Below are 21,772 nucleotides of genomic sequence, written 5' to 3'. Positions count from 1 at the left end.
GCCTGCCAACGGCGGAGCCCGCCCGGCCCCGGAATCCCGGCGGTCGGCCCGGTGCCCGGTGGATTACGGGGTAACCGAGCCACGAGGGCGTACGCACCGCAGGGGGGAGGCTCCTGAAACGCACCGTGGAGCAGACCGTCGACGCCCCCGCGCCCGTACCCGTACCCGTACCCGAAGAGACCATCGCCGGCGGCGAGGCCGCTCTGGCCGAGATCAAGGAGAGAGCGCACCGATGACCAACGAACCCGGAACCAGTATCGGCACGCCCACAGCGGCCGTCAGGGAACAGGCAGTTGAGACGACGGCCCTGGTGACCGGCCAGATCCAGGCCAAGGCCCGGCAGGCCGCGCATCTCGTGAAGGACAGGACTCCCGATCGCGTACTGGACCGCGCCGCTCAGGCATCGGGGTTCCTCGCCCGGGCCGTGCTCCGCGCGGGCCGGCTGACGGCGGAGAAGACCCCGGACCCGGTGCTCCACAAGGCCGGCCGGACCGCGAGGGCGGCACGCGCCCATCGCACGCCCCTGCTTGCCGCGGGCGCGGCCCTGGCCGTCTTCGTGCTGGTGCGGCGCGGCCGCGGACGCCGATGAAGGCGTCCGGGGCCGCCGACGAGCCGGTCAGCTGTCGGGCTCCGCGGCAGAGATCGCCGCGAGGGCCGACCCCGGGTCCGATTCGACGGCGAGGTCGCCCAGCGTGACGACGCCGACCAGGTCACCGTCCTCGGTTTGCACGGGCAGGCGCCGCAGCGCCTTCCTGCGCATGAGGCCGACGGCATGGTCGACCTTGTCGTCGGGCCGGACGGTGACCGGCGCACTGCTGCAGACGGCCTGCACGGTCGTCTCGGCGGGATCCCTGCTCTCGGCCATGGCACGGACGACCAGGTCCCGATCGGTCAGGATGCCGCACAGCCGGCCGCCGTCGACGACGAGCACGTCTCCGATGTCGGCGTCCCGCATCACCCGCGCCGCCTCCGCCAGTGACGTCAGCTTGTCGACGGTCACCGGATTCTTGGTCATCACCTCGTGGACGCGTCGCGTCATGACTCCTCCGACTGCTGGAAGGTGCTCCTGCCGGGCGGCTACCCGCCCCGGCGCCGACTAGGCCTCCGGCCGGTCGCGGGCAGAGCGCCCGGCCCGGTTCAGGCTTGGGGCTGGAACCGCCGGGCGCCGTGGCTCCTCGGCTGGTGTGCGACTTCGATGACGAACCCGCTGCGGGGCCGGGTCGGTATCCGGCTCAGCGGGATCGACAGGTCCTGCTGGGGTACGGCGAAGTCCAGATCGGCCAGGGCCGGCGCGAGCGCGGCCAGCAGGGAAACGGTGATGTCCTCGCCGGGGCAGCGGTGGCCGGTGCGTGCGTCGCCTCCGCCCTGCGGGATCAGCGCGTCGCGGCCGGGTTCGTGGCCGAGGAAGCGCCCGGGGTCGAAGTGGTACGGACGGTCCCACAGCTCCGGGTCGTGGTGGTGCCCGTACACGTCGAGGAGGAGGTGGGTGCCGGCGGGGATCTCGTGACCGGCGAGGACGAGGTCGTGAGCGGCGACGGCTCCGATGAAGGGCACGAACGGGTAGAAGCGGCGGACCTCGTGGGCGAACGCGCGGGCGTGGACGCGGCCACCGGCCCGCAGCTGGTCGCGCACACCGGGATAGCGGTGGAGGGCGTGGGAGGCGAAGACGGCGAACCACGTGATGGCGACGGTGGGACGGATGATGTTCAACAGCTCGACGGCTGCCGTGTGCGGATCGAGCAGGGTGCCGTCCTGCTCGCGGTGGAGCGCGACCGCCTCCAGGGGGCTGCCGGCCAGTGACGCGTGCCGGGACGGGGCGAAGACGCCGTCCGGGTGCGGCCCGAGTCTGCGGAGGTCGGCGACGGCGGCCGCGAGGGCCTGCTCCTGGCGGTGCCGGGCGTGCCGGGCACGTACGCGACGGGGTCCGGCCGTGGCGAAGCCGTCGATCATGGCGACGCAGTCCTCGGCGACCTCCCGGGCCGCGTCGTCCGGGACCGGCAGCCCCACCCAGTCACAGACCGCCCGAGTGAGCAGGGTGGCCACCTCGTCGAAGAGGACCACCCTGCGCCCTTCCCAGGCCGTCACCGCTTCGCGCCAGCCTTCCTCGATGCTCTCGGTCAGGGTGCCGATGGACTCCGGCGACATGAGCAGGGAGACGAAGAGCTCCTTGCGCACCCGGTGCGGCGGCCCGTCCAGGCTGTGGACCGCTCCCTTCCCGAAGAGGGTGTCGAGCACGTGAGAGGGCAGGGCGCCGTGCCGCTGGACGCGGCTCTCGTCGTAGAAGAGGGCCACGGCCCCCGGCCCGTGCAGCAGTGTCGCGCGACGGCCGAACAGGTGGGTGGAGACCACGGGCGCACCATGGTGGGCCCGGCGCAGGTCGGGGGCCCACGCGTAGCCGTGGGTCAGCAGGGACAGGGTGCTGTCGGTCAACAGAACGGACATGGTCTGCCCCTACGTGATCGGGGGACCGCGATCAGGAGCGACCGCCGGTCCCGGTCCCGGTCAGACTGCCTGGGATGCGAGCTCGTTGTAGGCCAGGTCGGACACGGTCGTGGCCCGGACGGTGACCTGGATACCGTCCAGGAGGTCCTGGAGGACGCGGTGGGCGGAGGAGTAGGCGAGCTTGTGCGCCGCCGGCGCCCCGTCGGGCATCCAGAGGATCATCACGAGGTCGCTCCTGCGGGCCCCGTCCGACGCGGCGAAGTGCAGGTCGTACACGACGAACCTGGGTTCGTCGGCCGGAAGCGCCTCCAGCATCTCCTCGTGCGTGAGGTTCGCCCGGCTCTCGACGATCACGGTGTCCAAGGGCTCGTTCAGCCGGTAGACGACCGTGTTGATCTCGCGCCTGCTCTTCAGCTCCTGCAAGGCGCTCAGGCAACTGTCGTCCACGGCGGTATTCCGGCTGCTCACGGGCGATCGTCTCCCTGCGGGTGCTGCCGGATCTGTTCCTCGCGGCCGATTCCCGGGCGCTGCCGCTTGGCGGAACGGCCTGCGGGGTGACGCCCACCGGCGTCTTCCGTGCGGCCGCTCACGGCTGCGTCCGCTTCCTGCCGGGCCTCGCGGTCCCCGCTCTCGCGGACGGCTTCCGACGGCGGTGTGGGCGCACGGCGGCGCGGCTGCTCCGGTCGGCTCATGTCGCACCTCCTCGATGCCCGGGCTGCACTGCCATGCCCGGGCCGCACTGCTCGCGGTACGGGGCCCACGCGTCAAGTCTCCTCGCTCCCGTCCCGGGCCGCCTGGTGGCGCCTGCCCGGCCCTCGGTCGGCGAAACCCGGTCCAGTCCCTGTCCGGGCCGTGTCCGGGCCGCGCGTCAGCGGGCCGGCACGTCATCCGGCACGGGGTCGGCGGCCCAGGACGGCACGGGCGCCGGGGGCAGGGACCACCGAACCAGCCGGACCGCTGCGCGGGCCGCGGGCCGGACCCACCACTGCTCCAGCGGCATGCGCCGGGGCAGTTCCAGCTCCGCCCGGGCCCAGTCCGGCAGCAGTACGACCGCGCCCGCGGCCAGGGCCGCGTACGGCAGGCGCAGCGCCCACGGCAGTGGCGGGCGGCGCAGGATGAAGCGGGCCGCCTCCCGGGCTTCGGGGGTGCCGCGCAGCTGCGGCCGGTAGTCCTCGATGCGGGCGGCGAGTCCCGCGGCGGTGCGTGGCGGGTCCGTGACACCCAGCGCCGCGCCGACCCGCGCCATGCCCGCCACGTACGCGTCCTGGTCCGGGCCGCTCAGCGGGCGGGAGCCGTAGCGCTGGTGGGAGCGGAGGAAGCAGCTCAGCTCGGCGTCGTGCACCCATTCGAGGAGGGTGGGGTCCGTGGCCGCGTACGGCTCACCTCCGGGAGCCTGCCCGCTGACCGTCCTGTGCACCGCGATGACCCGTTCGACCGCCCGTTGCGCGTCGTCCGCCGTCCCGAAGGTGGTGAAGGCGAGGAAGGTGCTGATGCTCTGCAGCCTGCCCCAGGGATCTTCCCGGTACGCGGAGTGCCGGGCCACGGCGGCCATGGCCAGAGGATGCAGGGACTGCAGCAGCAGGGCGCTGATCCCGCCGACGAACAGGGCCGCGTCCGCGTGGACCCGCCGCACAGGGTGGTCCGGCGCGAACCAGCGCGGACCGGGCGTCAGGTGGCTGCGGTTCCGGGTGGCCGGGCCGGAGGGCCCGGCCACCCGCAGGAAGAGAGCCTCGCCCAGCCGCACACGGGCGCGCGCACGGGCACCTGCGAAAGTAAGGGCGCCTGCGACAGCACGGGCGCCTGGGAAAACCGTCCTCCACCGGCCCATGAGAGCAGTATGCCCACCGGCCGGACCCGCGGGCACCGGACCGGCAGCGGCCCTGGCACTACTTGCCTTCCAGCGCCTCCACCAGCTGGGGGAGGTTGCCGCCGGCGACGATGAGGGCGAGGTGGTCGTGGTAGTCCCTGCTGCTGACGATCAGGCCGTCGCGGACCCGCAGCACCAGGATGTTGGCGGCCTCGAAACTCCGCCCCGTCACCCGGTGGTGCACCCGGTAGTCGAACTCGGCGACGACCACCTCCGCGTCGTCCGTCTCCCTGACGACCACGTTCGCCGGGGTCAGTTCCACGGGCGAACCCGCGGAGACCTGCGCGAACCGCTCCCTGAGGGCGGCCCGCCCCTCGACCCGGCGCGGCCCGACCGGCTCGAAGACGGTCTCCACGACGGCGTCCTCGGCGTAGAGCTCGGCCAACTCCGTGTACCGCCCTGCACCGATGTCTTCGATCAGCTTCTGGAAGACCTCGCGCGGCGACAGCGTTTCGGGCATGACGAACCTCCGGTGAGACCGTGGATAGAATCGGACTAGCGACTCCGTTTTCACGATACGGACTGGAGACTCCGGTTGTCCAGGGTGGTTCTGCCGTCGCCTGCGAAAGGCGGAGAGGGATGGCTGGCGGTCAGGAGCGCCCACTGAGGGCGGACGCGGCACGCAACCGGGCCAGGCTGCTGGATGTCGCCACGGAGGTGTTCACCACTCGTGGTGTCAGCGTGCCGACCGAGGAGATCGCGCGAACCGCCGGGGTCGGAGTCGGCACGCTCTTCAGGCACTTCCCCACCAAGGAGGCGCTGCTGGAGGCGGTGATGGTGCGCAGGCTGGAGGAGATGGCAGCCCGGACCGCGCAGCTGGCCGCCGAGTCCGGACCCGCCGAGGCCTTCTTCGCCTGCTTCCGCCTGGTGGTGGAGCAGTCCGAGGGCAAGAACGAGTTCACCCAGGCCCTCGCTGCGGCCGGGGTGGACGTGCACGCGTCGCTGCAGGGGCCGACCATGGAGATCCAGGCCCGGCTGGCCGATCTGCTGACCGGCGCGCAACGGGCGGGAGCGGTCCGCCCGGAGCTGGGCCTGCCGGAGTTCATCGCCCTCCTGGCCGGCACCGGCAGGGCCCTGGAACAGCTCGGAGCGGATCCCGGGCCCCGGGAGCGGATCTTCGACGTCGTCTTCGACGGGCTGCGGCCACGCTGAACCGGCGCGGGTCCGGCGAGATCCGAAAGAGACGACCTAGGCGGGGTTCTGTAGCGGGGGACGGGACCAGGGCGCGTCGGCGTCGCCGGACTGCGGCCGCAGCCCGAGTTCGCGGAGCTGGTTGACCGCCATCATGGCGGTGAACATCGCATTCGGATTGGCGCCGCCGACCTCCAGCTCGGCGAGGCTTTCCGCGTACCGGGTGGTGAACGCGCTCGGCCGGATCCCGCTGTTCTCCCTCGTCACTCCCAGGGCCGCCGCCTGCAGGGCCGTGGCCTGCTCCAGCAGCCCGTCCAGGTACGCCACCACCTCGGCGCCACGGCGCACGGCGAAGGTGTGCCCGTCGGTGAGGAGCGAGGCCTCGCCCTCCTCGAAGAGGCGGGCGACGGACCCGAGCACGGTCTGGATCTTGAGCTGGTCGGCGTCGGCCATCGCACCGCAGGCTCCGTTGCCCTCGTCGGACAGGTGGAGGACGCCGCAGTCCCCGAGGTGCACGATCACGTGCCCGGCGCAGTGGCCCTGGCTGCGCAGCACGCGGACCGCGCCGTCGGCGAAGGTCCAGCCGGTGAAGCGCAGCGAGCCGAGCCGGATCCGCTCCAGCGGTCGCTCCTCGTAGGTCCGGGTCGTCGCGCCGAAGGGCTGCATCGGCCGGAAGAGCGACACCACCTTGTCGGCGGTCGGCGCGGGAGGAGCGGGCAGTGGCGTCACGCCGGCGATGCGCTCGAAGGACCGCACCCAGTACGCCGCCGGGTCCCGCATCTGGTCGAGGTCGGGGGCCGGGACGTAGTGCTCGACGGGCACACCCAGCTCGTCGGCCAGATCGTTGTTGCCCACGTGGTCGGGATGGCCGTGCGTGGTCAGCACCAGCGCGCGGGACCAGGGCCCGATCCGGCCGGCCGCCTCCCGCAGCGCCGCGCGGAAGACCGCCGTGACGCCGGTGTCGACGAGCACCAGCGTGTCGCCGGCCCGGTGTACGAGGGCGTTGGCGACGTCGGGCTGATCGTGCCCGATGTCCAGCCCCTGCCCGAGGACCAGCACGGTTCGTTCGTCGATCTCGATCAGATCACCGAGTGCGGTCGTGGACGCCGTCATGGACCCTCCCGCGGTGCTGTGGACCACGAGTCTCCTGCGGACGAGCGTACGCCGCACGAGGCACGGTGTCCCCGGGAAGCGCCGTCAGCAGCGACGGGTCTGGTACGGCACGGGGCCGGGTACCGGTTCGGACGGCGTCGGGCAGCGGCGCATGGCGACGAGGAAGGTCGCCGCGATCCCGCCCGCCACGACGAAGAGCGCGGTGCGGATCCCGTGGGCGCCGGCGATCCGGAGCCGTTCACCGGAGAGGCCGTCGAGGCCGGCAGTCGACACGAGGACGAGGACGGCGAGGCCGACGGCTCCACCCGCGCCCGCGCCGGTGGAGGCGATGCCCGAGGCGATGCCCTGGTCCCGGTCGGGGATCCCGGTGGCGGCGGCGATGAACATGGCGGTGAAGACCACCCCGTCGCCCATGCCGACAGCCACGAGGCCGGGGACGAGTCCGGCGTACGTGCCGTTCGGCGAGATCGCGAGGCCGAGCGCGACCGCACCGAGCGCACCGACGGCGAGGGCCACGGCCAGCGTGCGCCTGAGACCGAACCGCGTGACGAGCCGGCCCGCAACGGTCGAACCGGCCACCACCACTGCCGTGGGGATGAGGAAGCCGACGCCGGTCTGCAAGGCGTCGTAGCCCAGAACCTCCTGGAAATAGAGGGACAGGAAATAGAGCACGGAGCCGAAGGTCGCCATGAACATGAAGGCGATGACGACGCCGGTGATCAGGTGGGGATGGGAGAGGAGCCGGGGCGGCATGAGCGGGTCGGAGCTGCGCCGCTCGATGACGACGAAGGCTCCGATCAGCAGGACGCCGGCGACCGCACTCACCAGGATGCCGGGCGCGAGCCAGCCCGACACGGGGCCCTGCACCAGGGCGAACACGATGAGTGTGACACCGAGAGAGATGCCGATCGCACCGGGCAGGTCGAACGTCCGGCCCTTCTCGCGTTCGCCATCCCGGGGGATCACCACGAACGCCAGGACCAGCGCGGGGCCGGCCAGGACGACGTTGACGAAGAAGACGGCTTCCCAGCCGAACACCTGCGTCAGAAGTCCGCCGAGCAGCACACCGATGACGAGTCCTGCCGCGCCCGCCCCACCCCAGATCCCCAACGCGCGGTTGCGGGCACGGCCTTCGACGAAGGTGGTGTTGATGATGGCCAGGGTGGTGGGGAAGACCAGGGCCCCACCGAGACCTTGGACCGCGCGAGCGGCGAGGAGCGCACCCGGTCCGGTCGCGAGTCCTCCCGCGAGCGCCGCCCCGGCGTAGAGCGCGAGGCCGGTGGCCAGGACGCGACGTCGTCCGAGCAGGTCCGCGGCCCGCCCGCCGAACAGGAGGAAGCCGGCCGAGGTCACCGCGTAGGCGCTGATGACCGACTGGAGGGTCTGCGCCGAGTAGCCGAGGTCGGCCGCGATGTCGGGAAGGGCCACGACCACGATGTACTGGTCGAGCGAAACGATCAGCATGGCGAACGAGAGCAGCACCAGCGTCGCCGTCTCACGGTTGCGGCCGAGACCGCCGGGCGCGGACGAAGTCCCTGCGGGTCCCATGACAGCACCCCTGATGATCGGTCACGTCTGCGCTTACGGGCTGCAGGCCAAACCCTATACAGCCGGACCGACCCCAAGCCGTCAACGACCCGCGGGACACCGCACGCCCGGGACCCCGCGGACTCCGGCGACGCCGTCAGACGGCCTCGCCGGTACAGGACGCGAGCCGGCCGCCGCTGCTGCGACGCGTCTTCCGCGTGCTCGCCACAGGTCCGCCCTGATCAATTCCGTGACGTACCGGACAGGGCCGCGGCGGCCTCGGCAGGGGCCGCAGGGGTGACGGGCGCGGTGGGAACGCTCTGTGGCCAGCGGCGCTCCGCCGCCTTCTGCACGCGTCGGCCGAGGCGCTGCATCGGCATCTCGACCAGGCGGTACATCAGGTGGCTGACGGCCAGTACGACGCCGAGGAAGATCGCCGTCCAGGCGAACCGGCCGAGCGTCGAGGACGGCTGCGGCGGAATGCCCACCAGCGGTTCGACGGTGCGCAGCAGCGGGATGTGCAGCAGGTACACCGAGAAGCTGATCGCGCCGAGCCAGGTCAGCGCCTTCGGGAAGCGGCGCCCCCGGAGGAGGAAGCCGACGCCGAAGAGCACCCACGCGGACAGGTAGGCGATCGACCAGGCCTTCCAGCCGGCGGACCAGGTCCGCTCCAGGGCCTCGCCGTGGTTGTACAGCCAGCCGACCAGGACACCCGCGACGACGACGAAACCGCACGAGAGCAGGGCCGGGACCCGGGCGAGCTGCCCGTGCTGCGCCCGGTACACGACGGTACCGGCGAACATCGTCGCGAAGATCATCCAGGTCTCGAAGGCGGGGGCCCGGCTGTTCAGCGTGACCAGGACCAGGCCGACACCGGCGAGCAGCAGGGCGCCCGTCCCCGTCAGCAGGCGCTTGCCGCTGAGCACGCAGACGAGGCCCACCAGCACGATCGGCGTCACGATCAGCAGGAGCTGCCGGGTCGAGCCGATCTCCGCGCTCACGAGCTGGGTGCCGACGGCCGTACCGACCGCCAGGGCGACACCGGCCAGAGCCACCGCGATCGGACCGCTGTGCCGGTGCAGACCGCGCGTGAACAGGGCGGTGACGAAGAAGTAGAAGACCATCTCGTAGCAGAGCGTCCAGGTGACGTTCATGCCGTTGATGACGCCGAGCAGGTCCTGGAGCATCAGGCCGTTCGCGACCAGCGAGGCCGGGTTGTCGCCGGTGCGCAGCAGCGCGACCGAACCGTCCCCGGCCGGCAGCATCATGATCGAGAGGACGAAGGCGGCGATCAGGGCCGGGTAGATCCGGAAGATCCGGCCGATCCAGAAGCCGCGTACGTCGCCCCGTCGCTCCAGCGAGGCCGGGATGATGTAGCCGCTGACGATGAAGAAGAGCATGACGCCGAACAGGCCCATGTCGAAGTTGCGCCAGATCACGCCCCCGAAGGGCAGCATCCTCAGCACGTCGAAGTGGTGAAGTGCCACGATCAGAGCGGCGATGCCGCGGAGTGCGTCCAGCCAGCCGAGCCGGGCACCGGGTGCGGCAGCCGGTGGGGCGGCCGCCCGCTGGGTGAGTGGGGGTATGAGATTCACGCAGGGACGATATCCGAAGCTCGGAGGCCTGCAGTCCGGATCCTGCGGAGTGACCCGATGCCCGATGCCCGGTCGCACCCGGGCAGGGCCAGGGTGACGATGGAAAGGCGGCCCTCGCCCCCGCTTCCGCCTCGGCCCGCAGTTTCCCGATTCGTCCAGATAAGGAAGACCGAGGAAGACTCATGAACCGGCGCACACGCCTGCTCGTCCTCACCCCCTTGCGGCCGCCTCACTCGTCGCCGCCCCCACCGCCCTCGCTGCGGTCCCCCTGTCCGCGCCGGCTGCCGTACCGGCCGCGACCTGCTCGGTCTCCAGCGTGCTCGAGAACGGGAAGGTGCACCTCTCCGGAGGTGGCTTCACCCCGGGCCCGGCCTACTACCAGGGGTCGGCCGGCTTCGGCGGGACCACCGAGGTCGCCGAGAACGGCGGCTTCCAGGTCCTGAACGTGGCGCCCGGCCAGTACAGCGTCCGGCAGGGCGGCGAACTGACCCAGTGCAGCGGCTGACACACGGCTCCGGCCAGCGACACCCCCGCCGGCTCCCCGGCCGACACGGCGGCGGTCGCCCGCATTCGGCAGGCCGAAGCCGCTCAGCGCAGTACGGCCGCCAGCAGGTCGGTGCCCAGTGCCGTCAGATCGGGAAGATTGAGGGTGTAGCGGACATAGCGACCGTGCCGCCGGGCCGTGAGCAGGCCCGCACGGCGCAGCGCGGCGAGGTGGCGGGAAACCTCCGGGGGCGAGAGCTCCCAGGTGTGGGCCAGCTCACCGGTGGTGTGCGGGCCGCGGGCCAGGGTGCGCAGCAGCCGCAGCCGTACCGGATGGGCGAGTGCCTCCAGCCGGAGCGTGACCGTCTCCAGCGACATCGGCTCCGACGGACCCGGCCCGGCCACGGGGTACTGCACCACCGGCTGCCATCCGGGCGCGTGGACCGCGACCAGGTGCGGGCGGCCGAAGACACTGGGGATGAAGGTGACACCGGCGCCGTGGGCTGCGGTCGTCTTGTCCTGCAGTTTGTCCACGACGATGCAGTCGCCGTCCGGTGCCAGGGTGACCGCGCCGGAGACCGATGCGAGTGCCGCCCCGATGCCCTGGCGCTTCAGCAGGTCGTTCTTCAGCCGCAGGTCGGTGGCGAGCTGCACGGCGACGCCCGCCCAGGCGGCGTCGAAGAAGGCCTCGGCGCACTGTTCGAGGGTGTGGCGCACCCGGGCCCGTACCGCGGAGGGGTCCGCGAGCAGCCGCTCCGCGAACGCCTCTTGCCGCGCGCCACGGGCCTGGGCCAGGTCCAGGGCCCGCTCGCGCGCTGACGCGTCGGTGAGCGGCGACGGCGCGGCCAAGGGGACACGGTTGCTGCCGCAGGTGGTGACGAGTGCGGCGGTCACGTACGTCTCGTCGTCGATCCGGTCCACCTCGTCCAACTCCTCCGCGAGGGTCGGCCGAGGCCGGGCGGGGATCAGGAAGTCGGCCTGGGAGGAACGCCAGAGGAACTCGGCCTCCCGCAGCCGCTCGGCCAGCTCCGGCCGCAGCCCCGCCCAGACCTCCCCGGCCCAGTCGGCGAACTGCGGATGATGCCCGGGTTCGGCCAGCACGTGCAGCATCGCGGTCAGCTCGGCCAGCGGGGAGGCGGCGAACCGCAGTCGCTCGGACGGCAGGCCGCTGATGTCGATCCTCAAGGTCACCCCTCATCATCACCGACCGCCCGGCCTGCGACGGCGCCGGTTGACGATGTCCGTCAACCGGCGGGGCCGGCCCGCGGGCCGAACTCACCGTTGATGCCATGGCAACCACCACCAAGATCCAGCCCCGCGCCCTCGTCCGCGCCTCCGGAGGCCCCCGCTACGCCGTCGCCCTGATCGTGGACGCGCTCGGCACCGGCCTGCTGCGTCCCTTTCTGCTGCTCTACGGGGTCACCGTGCTGGGGCTGTCCGCGCCGGCCACCGGCGTCGCCATGACGGTCGGCGTCGTCGTGGGTCTGGGGTGCATGCCCGCGGTGGGCCGATGGCTGGACCGCGGGGCACGCAGCACGGTCGTCGCGGCGTCCATGCTGGTGCGGGTGGTGGGCGTGACACTGCTGTTGGCGACCCCGGCCGGGCACGTCTGGCTGTTCGCGACGGCGGCGCTCTTCCTCAGCATCGGCAACCAGGCATGGCCCGCCGCCCACGCGGCTCTCGTGGCCACGGTCGCCCACGGTCGGGAACGCGACACCGCTCTCGCCGGAGGCCGGGCCCTGCGCAACGCCGGCATGGGCGCGGGCGCGCTCCTCGCCACCGCGTGCCTGGCGGGCGGCACCGGCGCACTGCAGGCGCTGGCAGCCGTCACAGGGCTCGCCTATCTCATCGCGGCGGCCCTGGCGTGGTCGGTCCACCTGCGCGCCCGCCCGGCTGCAACCTCCACCAAGGACGGGGACTCCGGGCCGGCGCCCCGCATGCGCGCGCTGCTGGCCGCCAACGTGTTCTACGCCTTCTGCCTCAACGTCCCCGAAATCGCGCTCCCCCTGGTCCTGGTGACGCAGTTGCACGCATCCCCGGTGTGGTCGGCGGCCGTCTTCGTGGCCAACACGGTGCTGGTGGTCACCCTGCAGGTCCCGGTCACCGTCCTGCTGTCCCGCTTCCCCCGGCGGGCCGTGCTGGCCCTCGCCGGCGTGGTGATCGCGGCGTCCTACCTCGGCTTCCTCGCGGCCGCCTCACTGGGACACGGCTGGGGCGCCCCGGCCGTCGCCACGGTGTCGGTGGTCTGCACCATCGGCGAGATCATCTATGCCGGCAGTGCCACGGCGCTCGTCACCGTCCTCGCCCCGGCCCACCTCCTGGGACGCACCCTCGCCCGCTTCGAGCTCTCCACGGGCCTCGGCCTCGCCGTCTCCCCGGCGGTCATCACCGCTCTCGCCCCCCACGGCCCGGCCGCCCTCTGGGGCAGCCTCGCCACTGCAACGCTCCTCTCGGCCGGCGCCGTTGCCACCGAAAAGGACCGCCCCGGAGACCGACCCGGAGACCGGACCGGCGCAGCGCGAAGCCGCACGGCAGAGGAGTGCAGGGTACGAACCGCCCCTCACGGGCTCACGCTCGACTGATGCGGGGCCGGGCTTACCCCATCCGCATGGTGCCCATGGAGCGCCGTCAGACCCGTTCCAGGGCCCGGTGCGGCCCGCTGGGAAGCTCCACTTCGATCGTGTCGCCCGGGCGCACGGCACTGCCCTTCTTCACGATGGTCATGATTCCGGCCTTGCGCACGATGTTCCCGGCCTCGTCGCGGCCGACGACCTGCTTCAGCAGCCCGTCCCGGAAGTTGTCTATCTGCAGGCACGGATTGCGCAGGCCGGTCACCTCCAGCACGGCACCATCGCCGATGTGCAACAGCGTGCCGACCGGCAGGCCGAGCAGATCGATCCCGCGGGTGGTGATGTTCTCGCCGAGGGCACCCGGCACCACGTCGAATCCCTCTGCACCGACCTCGGCGAAGAGCTCTTCGTGGATGAGGTGCACCTGGCGCAGGTTCGGCTGGGTGGGGTCCTGCGCGACGCGCGACCGGTGCTTGACCGTCACGCCGGAATGTACGTCCCCCTCCACGCCGAGGCCGGGGAGCAGTGTGATGCTGTCCCGGTTCGGCTTGGTGAACGAGTACTCGCTGTTGCTGCTTACTGCCGTCACTACTCCGGACATGGTCGGAGCCCCCTCCTCAGTGGCCATGGTCGGTCACGACCCTAACGCTCGGACCTCAGGGCACGGCCGCCGCGGTCGCCATCGCCGCCACGGTCGAGAGCCGGTGGCGAGTGTGGAAGCGGACCCGCCGACCGCGGGCTTCCGGGAAACGGCGTACCTCCAGCTCACTCTGGACTGACCGGCCAACGCGCCGCGATGCTGATCAGACGCGCCGTTACATTGGGGCCCATGGCAACAGACCGGCACCCGGATGTCGTCGTCAGCAGCGGTGTCGAGATACCCGTCCCCGCAGAGGGCGAGCTGTGGGCCGTGGGTGCGGTGATTCTCGACCGGCACGGCCGGGCCTTCGCCCAGAAGCGCAGCCCGGACCGGCGGCTCTTCCCGGACTGCTGGGACATCGTGGGCGGACACGTCGAGCCCGGCGAGACCCTGCTGGACACGCTCGCACGGGAGGTCGCAGAAGAGACGGGTTGGCGTCTGCGCAAGGTACGCCGTCTGCTCGGCCTCACCACGTGGACGGGCGACGACGGCCACGGGGTACGTCATGAGGCCGACTACCTCGTCGAGGTCGACGGCGACCTGGACCACCCCGCCCTGGAATGGTCCAAGCACACCGCATACGACTGGTTCGGCCCTGAAGACCTGCCCCGCCTCAAGGAGAACCGCGCTCCCGGGGAGTTCCTCATCCACGACTTGGTCGTCGCGGCCCTACAAGATCGCCCAGGTCTTCTTCCACGGATCACTCGTACGGACGTGGGATAGGTTGCCCGGCATGACTGGACTCGAACACGCTGCCTGGCCACCTGTCCCGATCAGGACCGAACGGCTCGTGCTCCGCGCATCCGAGGCCCGGGACCGCGCGGCGTTCATCGAGCTGTTCTCATCGCCGGAGGTGGGCACCTACGTCGGTGGCCCTCGACCGCGTGCCGAGCTCGAACGCGCGGTGCCCGCGGTGCCCGGCCGGCGTCCCGGATTCTTCGTGATCGATCTCGACGGAGCGATGATCGGCATGATCACGCTCGATCGGCGCGCTGCGGAGCGTCCGGGGCACGTGCGTCCGGAGGGCGGGGAGACCGAGCTCGGTTACATGTTCCTGCCGGAGGCGTGGGGACGCGGGTACGCCGCCGAGGCGTGTACGGCGGCGCTCGACTGGTTCGCCGCCGCGCTTCCCGGCGATCCGGTGGTGCTCTGCACCCAGAACGCCAACGACCGGGCGTTGCGCCTCGCGGCGAAGCTGGGGTTCACCGAGGTGGAGCGGTTCGAGGAGTACGGCGCCGAGCAGTGGTTCGGAGTGTGGTCCCCGGTCTCGTCGTAGCGGGTGGCCAGGCCGCGCGATCGCCCGAAGCCGCCGCGCCCGGCGAGGTAACAGGTCCTGCGCGGTGTCTCGGAAGCCGATCCCCTCAGGTGCCGAGCGGAAGCTCCAACAGTTCCTCCGGAGGCTGGAATCCGCGGCGCCGGTAGAGCGGCGCGCTGCGCTCCGACGGCCAGACGATCAAGCCCTCGATGCCGGCACTGCGTGCATGCTGCTTCAGCGCCGCAAGGAGTGCCGAGCCGGCTCCGCTGTTCCGTTGTGACGGCAGGACGAAGAAGTTCGTGACGTAGCCGAACGGGTCGTTGTCCTCGTAGGGCTCCGGCATCCGCTCCACCAGGCAGAGGAAGACGTGGCCGCGGATTTCGCCTTCGGTTTCCGCGACCCAGGCCAACCAGTGGCCACTGCCGAGCCGGTCGTGGATCCAGCGCTCGGCTTCCTCCAAGTGCCGGGCAGGGGCCGGTGGTTGCCGTTCGTAGTCCTCCTGCTTGAAGGCCCAACGCAGTTCGGCCAAGGTCCGGGCATCGGCGGGTCGGGCCGGACGCACGATGAAATCTGTGGTCATGGGGCCGAGCCTGACTCCTGCAGCACGGCGGGGCAATCCGGTTTCCGCACCTGTCGCTGCCGGTGAGACCCGGGCCGGATGGGGGTCATCCCCGCGCGTGCAGGGGCGGCGGCGCCCTCGTGTCGGCGGTGAGTCGGCGGCCCCCGTGCCGCCAGGCGTTCTAGCGTGATCGCATGGAACAGCGCATCACCCTGGTCACCCTGGGGGTTACCGATCTCGCACGCGCCAAGGGCTTCTACGAGGCCCTGGGCTGGCGGGGACAGGAGGTGGAGGCGACGGTCTTCTTCCAGGCCGGCGGGCTCGGGCTGGTGCTGTGGGATCGCGACAAGCTGGCTCGTGACTGCGGCGTGGAGCCTGGACCGGTCGGCGGCTTCGGCGGGATCGCCCTGGCCCACAACGTCCGCTCCGAGGCCGAGGTGGACGAGCTGCTCGACGCGGTTCGACGGGCAGGCGGTAGCGTCACCAAGCCCGCGGCCGTCAATGCGATCGGGTTCTATTCCAGTGCCTTCGTGGACCCCGACGGCCACGCCTGGGAAGTCGCGTACAACCCGGGGTTCCCCCTCGCCGCAGACGGCTCGGTCACCCTGCCCGATTTCGGTGGTGCGAAGGACTGATCGGCGGTTACCGCGAAGCGATCGGGTGCTGCGCACCCTGGGCCGACCGCGCCGTCGGCCCGAGCGTCCGTCCGCCCCTGCCCTCGCCGCTGGGGGCAGCTGCACGGCTTCGTCCACGTCACCCGCAGGCCGCAGGGGCGCATCTTAGGGCCTGGGGGATCGTTTTCCGCCGAAAGTTTCATGTTCCCCGCCCTCTTGGCGGCCAGTGGGTAGCGTCTGCCGTCATCCCCTCGGTCGGAGGTATGAAGCCGGCCGGGGCCGTCGATTCCCGAGGGAGCGAGTACTGATGGTGAGTGTGGAGACGTCTCTGAAGGAGGCGATGACCTCGATCGAGGGCAGCGTCGGGGCCGCGCTGGTCGACTACACGAGTGGCATGGCACTCGGAATGCTGGGCGGAGGCAAAGACCTCGATCTCACGGTGGCCGCAGCCGGGAACACCGATGTGATCCGGGCCAAGATCCGCACCATGGAGATGCTGGGTATCAGCGAGGAGATCGAGGACGTACTGATCACCCTCGGCAGCCAGTACCACCTCATCCGGCTGCTCAAGGGGCGCGGGGGCAACGGCCTGTTCATCTACATCGTCCTGGACAAGGGCAGGGCGAACCTGGCCATGGCCAGGCACCAGCTCAAGCGCATCGAGGCGGACCTGGAGTTGTAACCGCCCTCCTGCTTCCCGGCTCCGCATGCCCACAAGTTGAAAAACTCTTCAACTCGGCACATCTGAAAGTGATCAGCCGAGGGCGGACCGGAGCCAGGAGGCGGGAGGATGGCTGGACAGCCAGGCATCGAGGATCCGTCAGGTCTGGCTGCCAGCTCGTGAAGAGTCGAACCCGGGTGGGAGTGTTGTCGCATGCAGGTGCCGCTGTACCAGGCCAAGGCAGAGTTCTTCCGCATGCTCGGACACCCCGTCCGCATCCGCGTACTGGAACTGCTCCAGAACGGCCCCGTACCCGTACGCGAATTGCTGAACGAGATCGAGATCGAACCGTCCAACCTCTCCCAGCAGCTCGCAGTACTGCGCCGATCCGGCATCGTGGTCTCCATCCGTGACGGCTCCACCGTCAGCTACGCCCTCGCCGGCGGCGACGTGGCGGAACTCCTGCGGGCCGCACGGCGAATCCTCACCGAACTGCTGGCAGGACAGAGCGAGCTGCTCGCTGAACTACGCCACGCCGACACCTCCGTGCACACAGGTCCGACCACGCTGTGAGGCCTCGAGCATCGGCGGGCCGTCATCGGAGTGGGGGCGCCAAGTCGAGTGTGAATATGGGCCGTTGACCGAGGCCTGAGCGTCCGCAAAGGGCCTCGGCCTCGACTCCGGCAGCCGGAACGAGACGTCGGCACCCCCCGAGGCTCCCGCGGGCGCGGCCGGCGACCATCTCGCGCTCCGGATCGACGTCGCGGGCACGGCCGAGCGGACCGTCGCCTCCGCCGACGGCTGGTACGACGTACTGGAGGGCGTGTTCCGTCTGGACCTGACCGATGTGGACGCCCCCGCACGGGCAAAGCTGTGGCACCGAGTCCACACCGCGCACCGGGAGCGGGAGGCCGCGGGACAGCGGTGAGGGGTTCCCTGCCAGGGGGATACTTGCCTGATGGACGTATCGAGGGCTTCCTGGGTGAACACGACGCATGACTGGTCCGGCCTTGTCGATGCCGATCATCTGGCGCATATCCGGCAAAGGCCTGCGGAGTTCGCTCCGGACGGACCCTGGCACCTCGTCCTTGAGGTACTCGCCTATGCCGCCGATGAAGCGTCGGGCCAAGGCGAGGGAAGCTGCGTCGTCGAGCTCCATGCCGACGGTTCCGTGTCCGTCCGGGACGACGGACGGGGCACTGACACCCGCGTGGACGAGTACGGCCAGAGCGTGAAGAAGCCGGTCATGGCCACGAAGGACCTCCGGTTCTTCGATTCCCCGCAGGTCGAGGCGCTGCCGGACGGCCATCCTCGGCGCGGCATGTCCGTGGTTGCGGCGCTCAGCGAGTGGCTCGCCCATACCAACCGCCGCCTCAACGGGGCCTGGACCCAGCGCTACGAACACGGCGTGCCCGTCACTGATCTCGAGCCCATCGAGGTCGACGGCACGACCGGGACGCTGGTCCACTTCAGGCCGGACGGGTCGTTGGGTCCGGTCACCGTTCCGGCGGCCGACGAGCTTTCACGCCTGGCCACGGTCTGGCCACATCTGAAGGTCCAGGTCGACGACCGGCGCAACGGCTGACGGATCGGGGGAAGGCGACCGGTCTTTCGTCACAGTGATCAAGCTCGCGGCCCGACACCCCACGCCTGGTGTGACGCGTCGTGCAGCCCGGCGTTGTTCCCTGCATGGACGACATGCTGGACGTGCTGCTCGACGGGGTGACGGAGCCGAGGCTGAAGCTGATCAGTGGGGATGAGGCCCGGGCCCTGATGGTCCTCCTCGGCGTTCTTGACGACGACAGGCAGCCCGAGGAGGTCCGCAGGGCCGCGGGCGAGATGCGCTGCCGCCTCGGCTCTCGTCTGGCCCGCGCCCCGAGCCGCTCGGCGTGTGATCCGGGCCCGCGCCCCTGAACCGACTCGGGGGCGGTGTGGGGGTCGGCCCCGGGTCGGTCCCCGATGTGGGGCGCGAGCGCCGTCCATAGCGTCATGGGCATGTCTGAAAATGGGAACATCGGGACCGGCGACAAGCCCCGGATGCCGCGTTGGAAGCGGACGCTGCTGATCCTCGGATCACTGGTCGCGGGCTTCGCCCTTGTCATCGGCGGGCTCTTCACCTGGCTCTACACCGGTGCCAAAGTGTCCACCGTCGGCGCGGTGGACTTCCACAACGCCCTCGCGGTGCCTCCCCTCGCCGCGTCCACCGTGGAGGCGGACGGGACCCGGGTCTTCGACCTGCGGATGCAAGCGGGGGAGACCGAGTTCACCCCCGGGACGAGGACCCCGACCTGGGGTTTCAACGGCGGCCACCTCGGCCCCACCCTCCGCGCGGCGAAGGGCGAGAAGGTCCGGGTGAAGGTGGCCAACACCCTGCCCGAGGAATCCACCGTCCACTGGCACGGCATGCACCTGCCCGCCGCGATGGACGGCGGCCCGCACCAGATGGTGCCGGCGGGCGGCACCTGAGCCCCGGAGTGGACGGTCGAGCAGCCGGCCGCAACGCTCTGGTACCACCCGCACCCGCACGGCGCGACCGAGACGCACGTCCAGCGCGGCCTCGCGGGCCTGTTCCTCCTGGACGACGCGGAGTCGGCAGCTCTGCCCCTGCCCAAGACGTACGGGGTCGACGACATCCCGGTCATCGTCCAGGACGTGACCTTCGACGGCGCGAAACTCGACCACGGCCACAAGCTGATGCGCAACGTCGGTTTCCTCGGCGACCGGACGATGGTCAACGGCACCCTGGACCCGTACGCCACCGTCCAGGACGAACTGGTCCGGCTGCGCCTGCTGAACGCCTCCACCGCCCGCGTCTACACCTTCGGCTTCGACGACGGCCGCGCCTTCCGGCAGATCGCCTCGGACGGCGGCCTCCTCGAAGCCCCGCACACGACCAGCCGTCTGCGCCTGTCGCCAGGGGAGCGCGCGGAGATCGTCATACGGATGCAGCCGGGCGAACGAAGGATCCTGCGCTCCCACCCCCTGGACGCCGGCCTGGACTTCTGGAACCAGCGCTTCGGGGGCGGTGACGACTCTTTCGACGTGATGCAGCTGCGTGCCGCGCCCACCCTGAGGCCCTCGGCGGAGCTGCCGGGGGCGCTGGTGGCATCGGCGCTCCCCACCGGTGAGGACCCGTCCCGCAGTCGCTTCTTCGAGCTCAAGATGTCCGGCATCAACGGCCGGAAGATGGACATGTCCCGGGTGGACGAGACCGTCACCCGCGGGACGACCGAAACCTGGACCCTCCGCAACGACGACGGGATGCCGCACAACTTCCACGTCCACGACGTCCAGTTCCGCATCCTTGAGATCAACGGCGCGGCCCCGCCACCGCCGTTGCGCGGGCCGAAGGACACCGTCTTCGTCCTGATCGAGGAGGGCGGCGAGACCCGCCGGGAGACCCTCCGCTTCGAGGGACGGCTGGTCGAGCTGTTCGTCCACACGCGGGCCGGCCTCGACGGGCTCTTCGCCGCGGACGCAGCCTCCCGCCGCGGCACCATGCAGCACATGTACGCCGGCGGCCTGGTCCTTTCCGAGCGGGACGGAGCGGCCGCGAACATCAAGCGGCACGCCGAGGAGGCGCTTCGTAAGGGCCCTGGCGCCCTGGCCCCCGCCACGGTCGAGAGCCGGCGCTACGTGCTCACCGATGCGCTGGACGACCTCGCCGACACCGCGGACGTCGTCGAGCGCCTCGCCGTGGCCGGCGTCGTCCTCAACACCGCCGCCGACCTCCTCTTCGACCACCGACGGGCCTGGACCGGCGGCGGCAAGTGGCTGCCCCGCCGCCTGCTGCAGACCGACCCCCGGCACGGCGGCGCCCTCCTCGACGGCCACCGCCGCCTCTGCGGGGACGGCGAACCGCAGGACCTCGCCGACGCCGCCGCGGAGGTCCTCACCCTCGTAGGCGGTCCCCTCCGCGAGGGCTACGCCCGAACCTGGCGCGCCGCCGCCGAGCCCCGGTCCGGACAACACACCTGACACCACGTGACGCTCTTGACCCTCACGCGGCGTCAGGCTGCATAGTCGGTGCCGTGGAAGATCACTGGACCGTGGGACGCGTGGCAGAGCTGGCCGACGTGAGCGTCCGCACGCTGCATCACTATGACGGGATCGGACTCGTTCGGCCGTCGGCGCGGACCGTGGCCGGGTACCGGGCCTATTCGGCCGACGACGTGGAGCGGCTGCGCGAGGTGCTGGCCTACAGGCGGTTGGGCTTCGGGCTGCGGGAGGTAGCGGAACTGGTCGGAGACCAGTCCACCGACGCGGTCGCGCACCTGCGCCGGCTGCGCGGCCTGCTGCTGGAGCGGCGTGATCGTGCTGACGCCATGGTGGCGGCCATCGACAGGGAACTCGAGGCACGGGCGAGGGGACTGATGGTGACACCGGAGGAGCAACTGGGGATGCTTGGTGCACGGCTGTACGACGCAATCGGCGGCGCTTACACGGCGACGCGGCGTACCGAACCGCGGATCGCAGCGCAGATCTTGGACGCGCTCGGGGACGCGCGGACGGTGCTGAATGTCGGGGCCGGCACCGGCTCCTACGAGCCGGCTGATCGCGAGGTGACCGCGGTGGAGCCGTCGGAGGTCATGCGGAGGCAGCGGCCTGCCGGCTCGGCGCCGTGCGTGGCCGCCGCCGCGGAGAGCCTGCCGTTCGAGGACCACTCCTTCGACGTCGCGATGGCCGTCTCCACCGTTCACCACTGGGGGGACCCGATGGCGGGGCTGCGCGAGATGCGGCGCGTGGCCCGGCGCGTGGTGGTGCTGACGTTCGACACCGACGAGCCCGGATGGCAGGACCGGTTCTGGCTTACCCGCGACTACCTGCCCGAGTTCGCCACCGTCCTCGCAGAATTTCCCCCACTTGCGGGGATGGCCGACGCGATCGGCGCCCGAGCTGAGCCGGTGCCCATCCCGTGGGACTGCACTGACGGCCTGTTCGAGGCGTACTGGCGCAGACCGGGGGCGTATCTGGAGGAGCACGTCCGCCGTGCGATGTCGGTGTGGACGAGGGTCGGGCCGGACGCCGAGCAGCGGGCGGTACGAAGCCTCCGCGACGACCTCGACTCCGGCCGGTGGGCCGAGCGCAACAGCGATCTCGCCGACCTCGACGCGGCAGATCTCGGCCTCCGCCTGCTCATCGCCTGAACAGCGCCGCAGCGTCGGTGACATGGCGGCCCCTGGACGGCCCGGCGGCCATGTGCGGCGCTGATCGGGCATGGCGCTGTGGACAACCGGAACAGCCATCGACCAGGGCATGCCGGGTCGATCGCCCGCGGGCTCCGCACGGGCAGCCACTGCACTGACGCGCGCCGG

General features: G+C 71.3%; 25 protein-coding genes and 1 pseudogene. 14 read left to right on the top strand and 12 right to left on the bottom strand.

Going from position 1 to position 21,772, the window contains the following annotated elements; translation table 11 throughout:
• The first annotated feature begins 232 nt into the window (after positions 1–232).
• Positions 233–589 carry a hypothetical protein gene (locus tag OG472_RS03685; RefSeq protein WP_405827701.1) on the top strand — a complete coding sequence of 119 codons (357 nt, stop codon included), beginning with the start codon at positions 233–235 and terminating at the stop codon, positions 587–589.
• A 27-nt stretch (positions 590–616) separates the two neighbouring features.
• Here OG472_RS03685 and OG472_RS03680 read toward each other — a convergent pair whose 3' ends face one another.
• The 6 genes from OG472_RS03680 to OG472_RS03655 form a co-directional block, all read right to left on the bottom strand.
• Entirely contained in the window at positions 617–1,039 is a 423-nt protein-coding gene (locus tag OG472_RS03680; protein WP_401602634.1) for a CBS domain-containing protein, read from the bottom strand.
• Positions 1,040–1,137: 98 nt separating this feature from the next.
• Positions 1,138–2,442 carry a cytochrome P450 gene (locus tag OG472_RS03675; protein ID WP_405827699.1) on the bottom strand — a complete coding sequence of 435 codons (1,305 nt, stop codon included), beginning with the start codon at positions 2,440–2,442 and terminating at the stop codon, positions 1,138–1,140.
• A gap of 60 nt (positions 2,443–2,502) precedes the next feature.
• Positions 2,503–2,910: an actin-binding ADF family protein gene (locus OG472_RS03670; RefSeq protein WP_405827698.1), complete on the bottom strand. Its 408-nt coding sequence runs from the start codon at positions 2,908–2,910 to the stop codon at positions 2,503–2,505.
• A complete protein-coding gene (locus tag OG472_RS03665; protein WP_405827696.1) occupies positions 2,907–3,134 on the bottom strand; it encodes a hypothetical protein in 228 nt (75 codons plus the stop codon). The genes OG472_RS03670 and OG472_RS03665 overlap by 4 nt, the downstream gene beginning before the upstream one ends.
• A 176-nt stretch (positions 3,135–3,310) precedes the next feature.
• Positions 3,311–4,186: an oxygenase MpaB family protein gene (locus OG472_RS03660; RefSeq protein ID WP_405940865.1), complete on the bottom strand. Its 876-nt coding sequence runs from the start codon at positions 4,184–4,186 to the stop codon at positions 3,311–3,313.
• Positions 4,187–4,328: 142 nt separating this feature from the next.
• Positions 4,329–4,769 (bottom strand): nuclear transport factor 2 family protein, encoded by a 441-nt coding sequence (locus OG472_RS03655; protein ID WP_401602624.1) that lies wholly within the window; start codon positions 4,767–4,769, stop codon positions 4,329–4,331.
• 119 nt (positions 4,770–4,888) lie between these two features.
• On the opposite strand from OG472_RS03655, the gene OG472_RS03650 reads away from it, so the two are divergent.
• Positions 4,889–5,461, top strand: a complete 573-nt coding sequence (locus OG472_RS03650; RefSeq protein WP_401602622.1) for a TetR/AcrR family transcriptional regulator — start codon at positions 4,889–4,891, stop codon at positions 5,459–5,461.
• 36 nt (positions 5,462–5,497) lie between these two features.
• Here OG472_RS03650 and OG472_RS03645 read toward each other — a convergent pair whose 3' ends face one another.
• The 3 genes from OG472_RS03645 to OG472_RS03635 form a co-directional block, all read right to left on the bottom strand.
• Positions 5,498–6,553 (bottom strand): MBL fold metallo-hydrolase, encoded by a 1,056-nt coding sequence (locus OG472_RS03645; protein ID WP_401602620.1) that lies wholly within the window; start codon positions 6,551–6,553, stop codon positions 5,498–5,500.
• Between the two features lie 84 nt (positions 6,554–6,637).
• Positions 6,638–8,101, bottom strand: coding sequence for an MFS transporter (locus OG472_RS03640; protein WP_405940864.1), 1,464 nt, complete (start codon positions 8,099–8,101; stop codon positions 6,638–6,640).
• Positions 8,102–8,322: 221 nt separating this feature from the next.
• Positions 8,323–9,675: an acyltransferase family protein gene (locus OG472_RS03635; RefSeq protein ID WP_405827690.1), complete on the bottom strand. Its 1,353-nt coding sequence runs from the start codon at positions 9,673–9,675 to the stop codon at positions 8,323–8,325.
• Between the two features lie 316 nt (positions 9,676–9,991).
• Between OG472_RS03635 and OG472_RS03630 the strand changes: the two genes are divergently transcribed.
• Positions 9,992–10,180 carry a hypothetical protein gene (locus tag OG472_RS03630; RefSeq protein WP_401602614.1) on the top strand — a complete coding sequence of 63 codons (189 nt, stop codon included), beginning with the start codon at positions 9,992–9,994 and terminating at the stop codon, positions 10,178–10,180.
• Between the two features lie 83 nt (positions 10,181–10,263).
• Here OG472_RS03630 and OG472_RS03625 read toward each other — a convergent pair whose 3' ends face one another.
• Positions 10,264–11,349, bottom strand: coding sequence for a DUF5937 family protein (locus tag OG472_RS03625; RefSeq protein WP_405827687.1), 1,086 nt, complete (start codon positions 11,347–11,349; stop codon positions 10,264–10,266).
• A 98-nt stretch (positions 11,350–11,447) separates the two neighbouring features.
• Here OG472_RS03625 and OG472_RS03620 point away from each other — a divergent pair, with 98 nt between their 5' ends.
• Complete coding sequence (locus OG472_RS03620) at positions 11,448–12,740, top strand: MFS transporter (RefSeq protein WP_405827685.1); 1,293 nt, start codon at positions 11,448–11,450, stop codon at positions 12,738–12,740.
• A gap of 46 nt (positions 12,741–12,786) precedes the next feature.
• Here the strand turns inward: OG472_RS03620 and OG472_RS03615 are convergent, their stop codons facing one another.
• Complete coding sequence (locus tag OG472_RS03615; RefSeq protein ID WP_405827683.1) at positions 12,787–13,329, bottom strand: MOSC domain-containing protein; 543 nt, start codon at positions 13,327–13,329, stop codon at positions 12,787–12,789.
• Between the two features lie 228 nt (positions 13,330–13,557).
• Between OG472_RS03615 and OG472_RS03610 the strand changes: the two genes are divergently transcribed.
• Both OG472_RS03610 and OG472_RS03605 read left to right on the top strand, forming a co-directional pair.
• Complete coding sequence (locus OG472_RS03610; protein WP_405827681.1) at positions 13,558–14,091, top strand: NUDIX hydrolase; 534 nt, start codon at positions 13,558–13,560, stop codon at positions 14,089–14,091.
• A gap of 10 nt (positions 14,092–14,101) precedes the next feature.
• Complete coding sequence (locus OG472_RS03605; protein ID WP_401602606.1) at positions 14,102–14,644, top strand: GNAT family N-acetyltransferase; 543 nt, start codon at positions 14,102–14,104, stop codon at positions 14,642–14,644.
• Positions 14,645–14,729: 85 nt separating this feature from the next.
• Here the strand turns inward: OG472_RS03605 and OG472_RS03600 are convergent, their stop codons facing one another.
• Positions 14,730–15,203, bottom strand: coding sequence for a GNAT family N-acetyltransferase (locus OG472_RS03600; RefSeq protein ID WP_405827679.1), 474 nt, complete (start codon positions 15,201–15,203; stop codon positions 14,730–14,732).
• Between the two features lie 173 nt (positions 15,204–15,376).
• On the opposite strand from OG472_RS03600, the gene OG472_RS03595 reads away from it, so the two are divergent.
• The 8 genes and pseudogenes from OG472_RS03595 (at position 15,377) to OG472_RS03560 (ending at position 21,604) form a co-directional block, all read left to right on the top strand.
• Positions 15,377–15,817, top strand: a complete 441-nt coding sequence (locus OG472_RS03595) for a VOC family protein (protein ID WP_405827677.1) — start codon at positions 15,377–15,379, stop codon at positions 15,815–15,817.
• 286 nt (positions 15,818–16,103) lie between these two features.
• The gene (locus tag OG472_RS03590; protein ID WP_383565791.1) at positions 16,104–16,478 is read left to right on the top strand and encodes a hypothetical protein; all 375 of its coding nucleotides are present in this window, start codon (positions 16,104–16,106) and stop codon (positions 16,476–16,478) included.
• A gap of 192 nt (positions 16,479–16,670) precedes the next feature.
• Positions 16,671–17,030, top strand: a complete 360-nt coding sequence (locus OG472_RS03585) for an ArsR/SmtB family transcription factor (RefSeq protein ID WP_383565789.1) — start codon at positions 16,671–16,673, stop codon at positions 17,028–17,030.
• Positions 17,031–17,439: 409 nt separating this feature from the next.
• The gene (locus tag OG472_RS03580; RefSeq protein ID WP_405827674.1) at positions 17,440–18,042 is read left to right on the top strand and encodes an ATP-binding protein; all 603 of its coding nucleotides are present in this window, start codon (positions 17,440–17,442) and stop codon (positions 18,040–18,042) included.
• Between the two features lie 104 nt (positions 18,043–18,146).
• Positions 18,147–18,371: a hypothetical protein gene (locus OG472_RS03575; RefSeq protein ID WP_383565785.1), complete on the top strand. Its 225-nt coding sequence runs from the start codon at positions 18,147–18,149 to the stop codon at positions 18,369–18,371.
• A gap of 45 nt (positions 18,372–18,416) precedes the next feature.
• Positions 18,417–19,034, top strand: a pseudogene (locus OG472_RS03570) (multicopper oxidase domain-containing protein); the annotation flags it as partial.
• A gap of 75 nt (positions 19,035–19,109) precedes the next feature.
• On the top strand, positions 19,110–20,435 hold the full coding sequence (locus OG472_RS03565; protein WP_405943137.1) for a multicopper oxidase family protein: 1,326 nt from the start codon (positions 19,110–19,112) through the stop codon (positions 20,433–20,435).
• Positions 20,436–20,506: 71 nt separating this feature from the next.
• Positions 20,507–21,604, top strand: a complete 1,098-nt coding sequence (locus OG472_RS03560; RefSeq protein ID WP_405834760.1) for a methyltransferase domain-containing protein — start codon at positions 20,507–20,509, stop codon at positions 21,602–21,604.
• Positions 21,605–21,772 lie beyond the last annotated feature (168 nt).

The sequence above is a fragment of the Streptomyces sp. NBC_00207 genome, assembly GCF_045160965.1.
Lineage (GTDB): Bacteria > Actinomycetota > Actinomycetes > Streptomycetales > Streptomycetaceae > Streptomyces.
This window is presented reverse-complemented; position numbering and strand designations above follow the sequence as displayed.

Coding starts and splice junctions, on each gene's coding strand:
- OG472_RS03685 (WP_405827701.1), top strand. CDS start 233: ATGACCAACGAACCCGGAACCAGTATCGGCACGCCCACAGCGGCCGTC.
- OG472_RS03680 (WP_401602634.1), bottom strand. CDS start 1,039: ATGACGCGACGCGTCCACGAGGTGATGACCAAGAATCCGGTGACCGTC.
- OG472_RS03675 (WP_405827699.1), bottom strand. CDS start 2,442: ATGTCCGTTCTGTTGACCGACAGCACCCTGTCCCTGCTGACCCACGGC.
- OG472_RS03665 (WP_405827696.1), bottom strand. CDS start 3,134: ATGAGCCGACCGGAGCAGCCGCGCCGCCGTGCGCCCACACCGCCGTCG.
- OG472_RS03655 (WP_401602624.1), bottom strand. CDS start 4,769: ATGCCCGAAACGCTGTCGCCGCGCGAGGTCTTCCAGAAGCTGATCGAA.
- OG472_RS03650 (WP_401602622.1), top strand. CDS start 4,889: ATGGCTGGCGGTCAGGAGCGCCCACTGAGGGCGGACGCGGCACGCAAC.
- OG472_RS03645 (WP_401602620.1), bottom strand. CDS start 6,553: ATGACGGCGTCCACGACCGCACTCGGTGATCTGATCGAGATCGACGAA.
- OG472_RS03640 (WP_405940864.1), bottom strand. CDS start 8,101: ATGGGACCCGCAGGGACTTCGTCCGCGCCCGGCGGTCTCGGCCGCAAC.
- OG472_RS03620 (WP_405827685.1), top strand. CDS start 11,448: ATGGCAACCACCACCAAGATCCAGCCCCGCGCCCTCGTCCGCGCCTCC.
- OG472_RS03615 (WP_405827683.1), bottom strand. CDS start 13,329: ATGTCCGGAGTAGTGACGGCAGTAAGCAGCAACAGCGAGTACTCGTTC.
- OG472_RS03610 (WP_405827681.1), top strand. CDS start 13,558: ATGGCAACAGACCGGCACCCGGATGTCGTCGTCAGCAGCGGTGTCGAG.
- OG472_RS03605 (WP_401602606.1), top strand. CDS start 14,102: ATGACTGGACTCGAACACGCTGCCTGGCCACCTGTCCCGATCAGGACC.
- OG472_RS03600 (WP_405827679.1), bottom strand. CDS start 15,203: ATGACCACAGATTTCATCGTGCGTCCGGCCCGACCCGCCGATGCCCGG.
- OG472_RS03595 (WP_405827677.1), top strand. CDS start 15,377: ATGGAACAGCGCATCACCCTGGTCACCCTGGGGGTTACCGATCTCGCA.
- OG472_RS03590 (WP_383565791.1), top strand. CDS start 16,104: ATGGTGAGTGTGGAGACGTCTCTGAAGGAGGCGATGACCTCGATCGAG.
- OG472_RS03585 (WP_383565789.1), top strand. CDS start 16,671: ATGCAGGTGCCGCTGTACCAGGCCAAGGCAGAGTTCTTCCGCATGCTC.
- OG472_RS03575 (WP_383565785.1), top strand. CDS start 18,147: ATGGACGACATGCTGGACGTGCTGCTCGACGGGGTGACGGAGCCGAGG.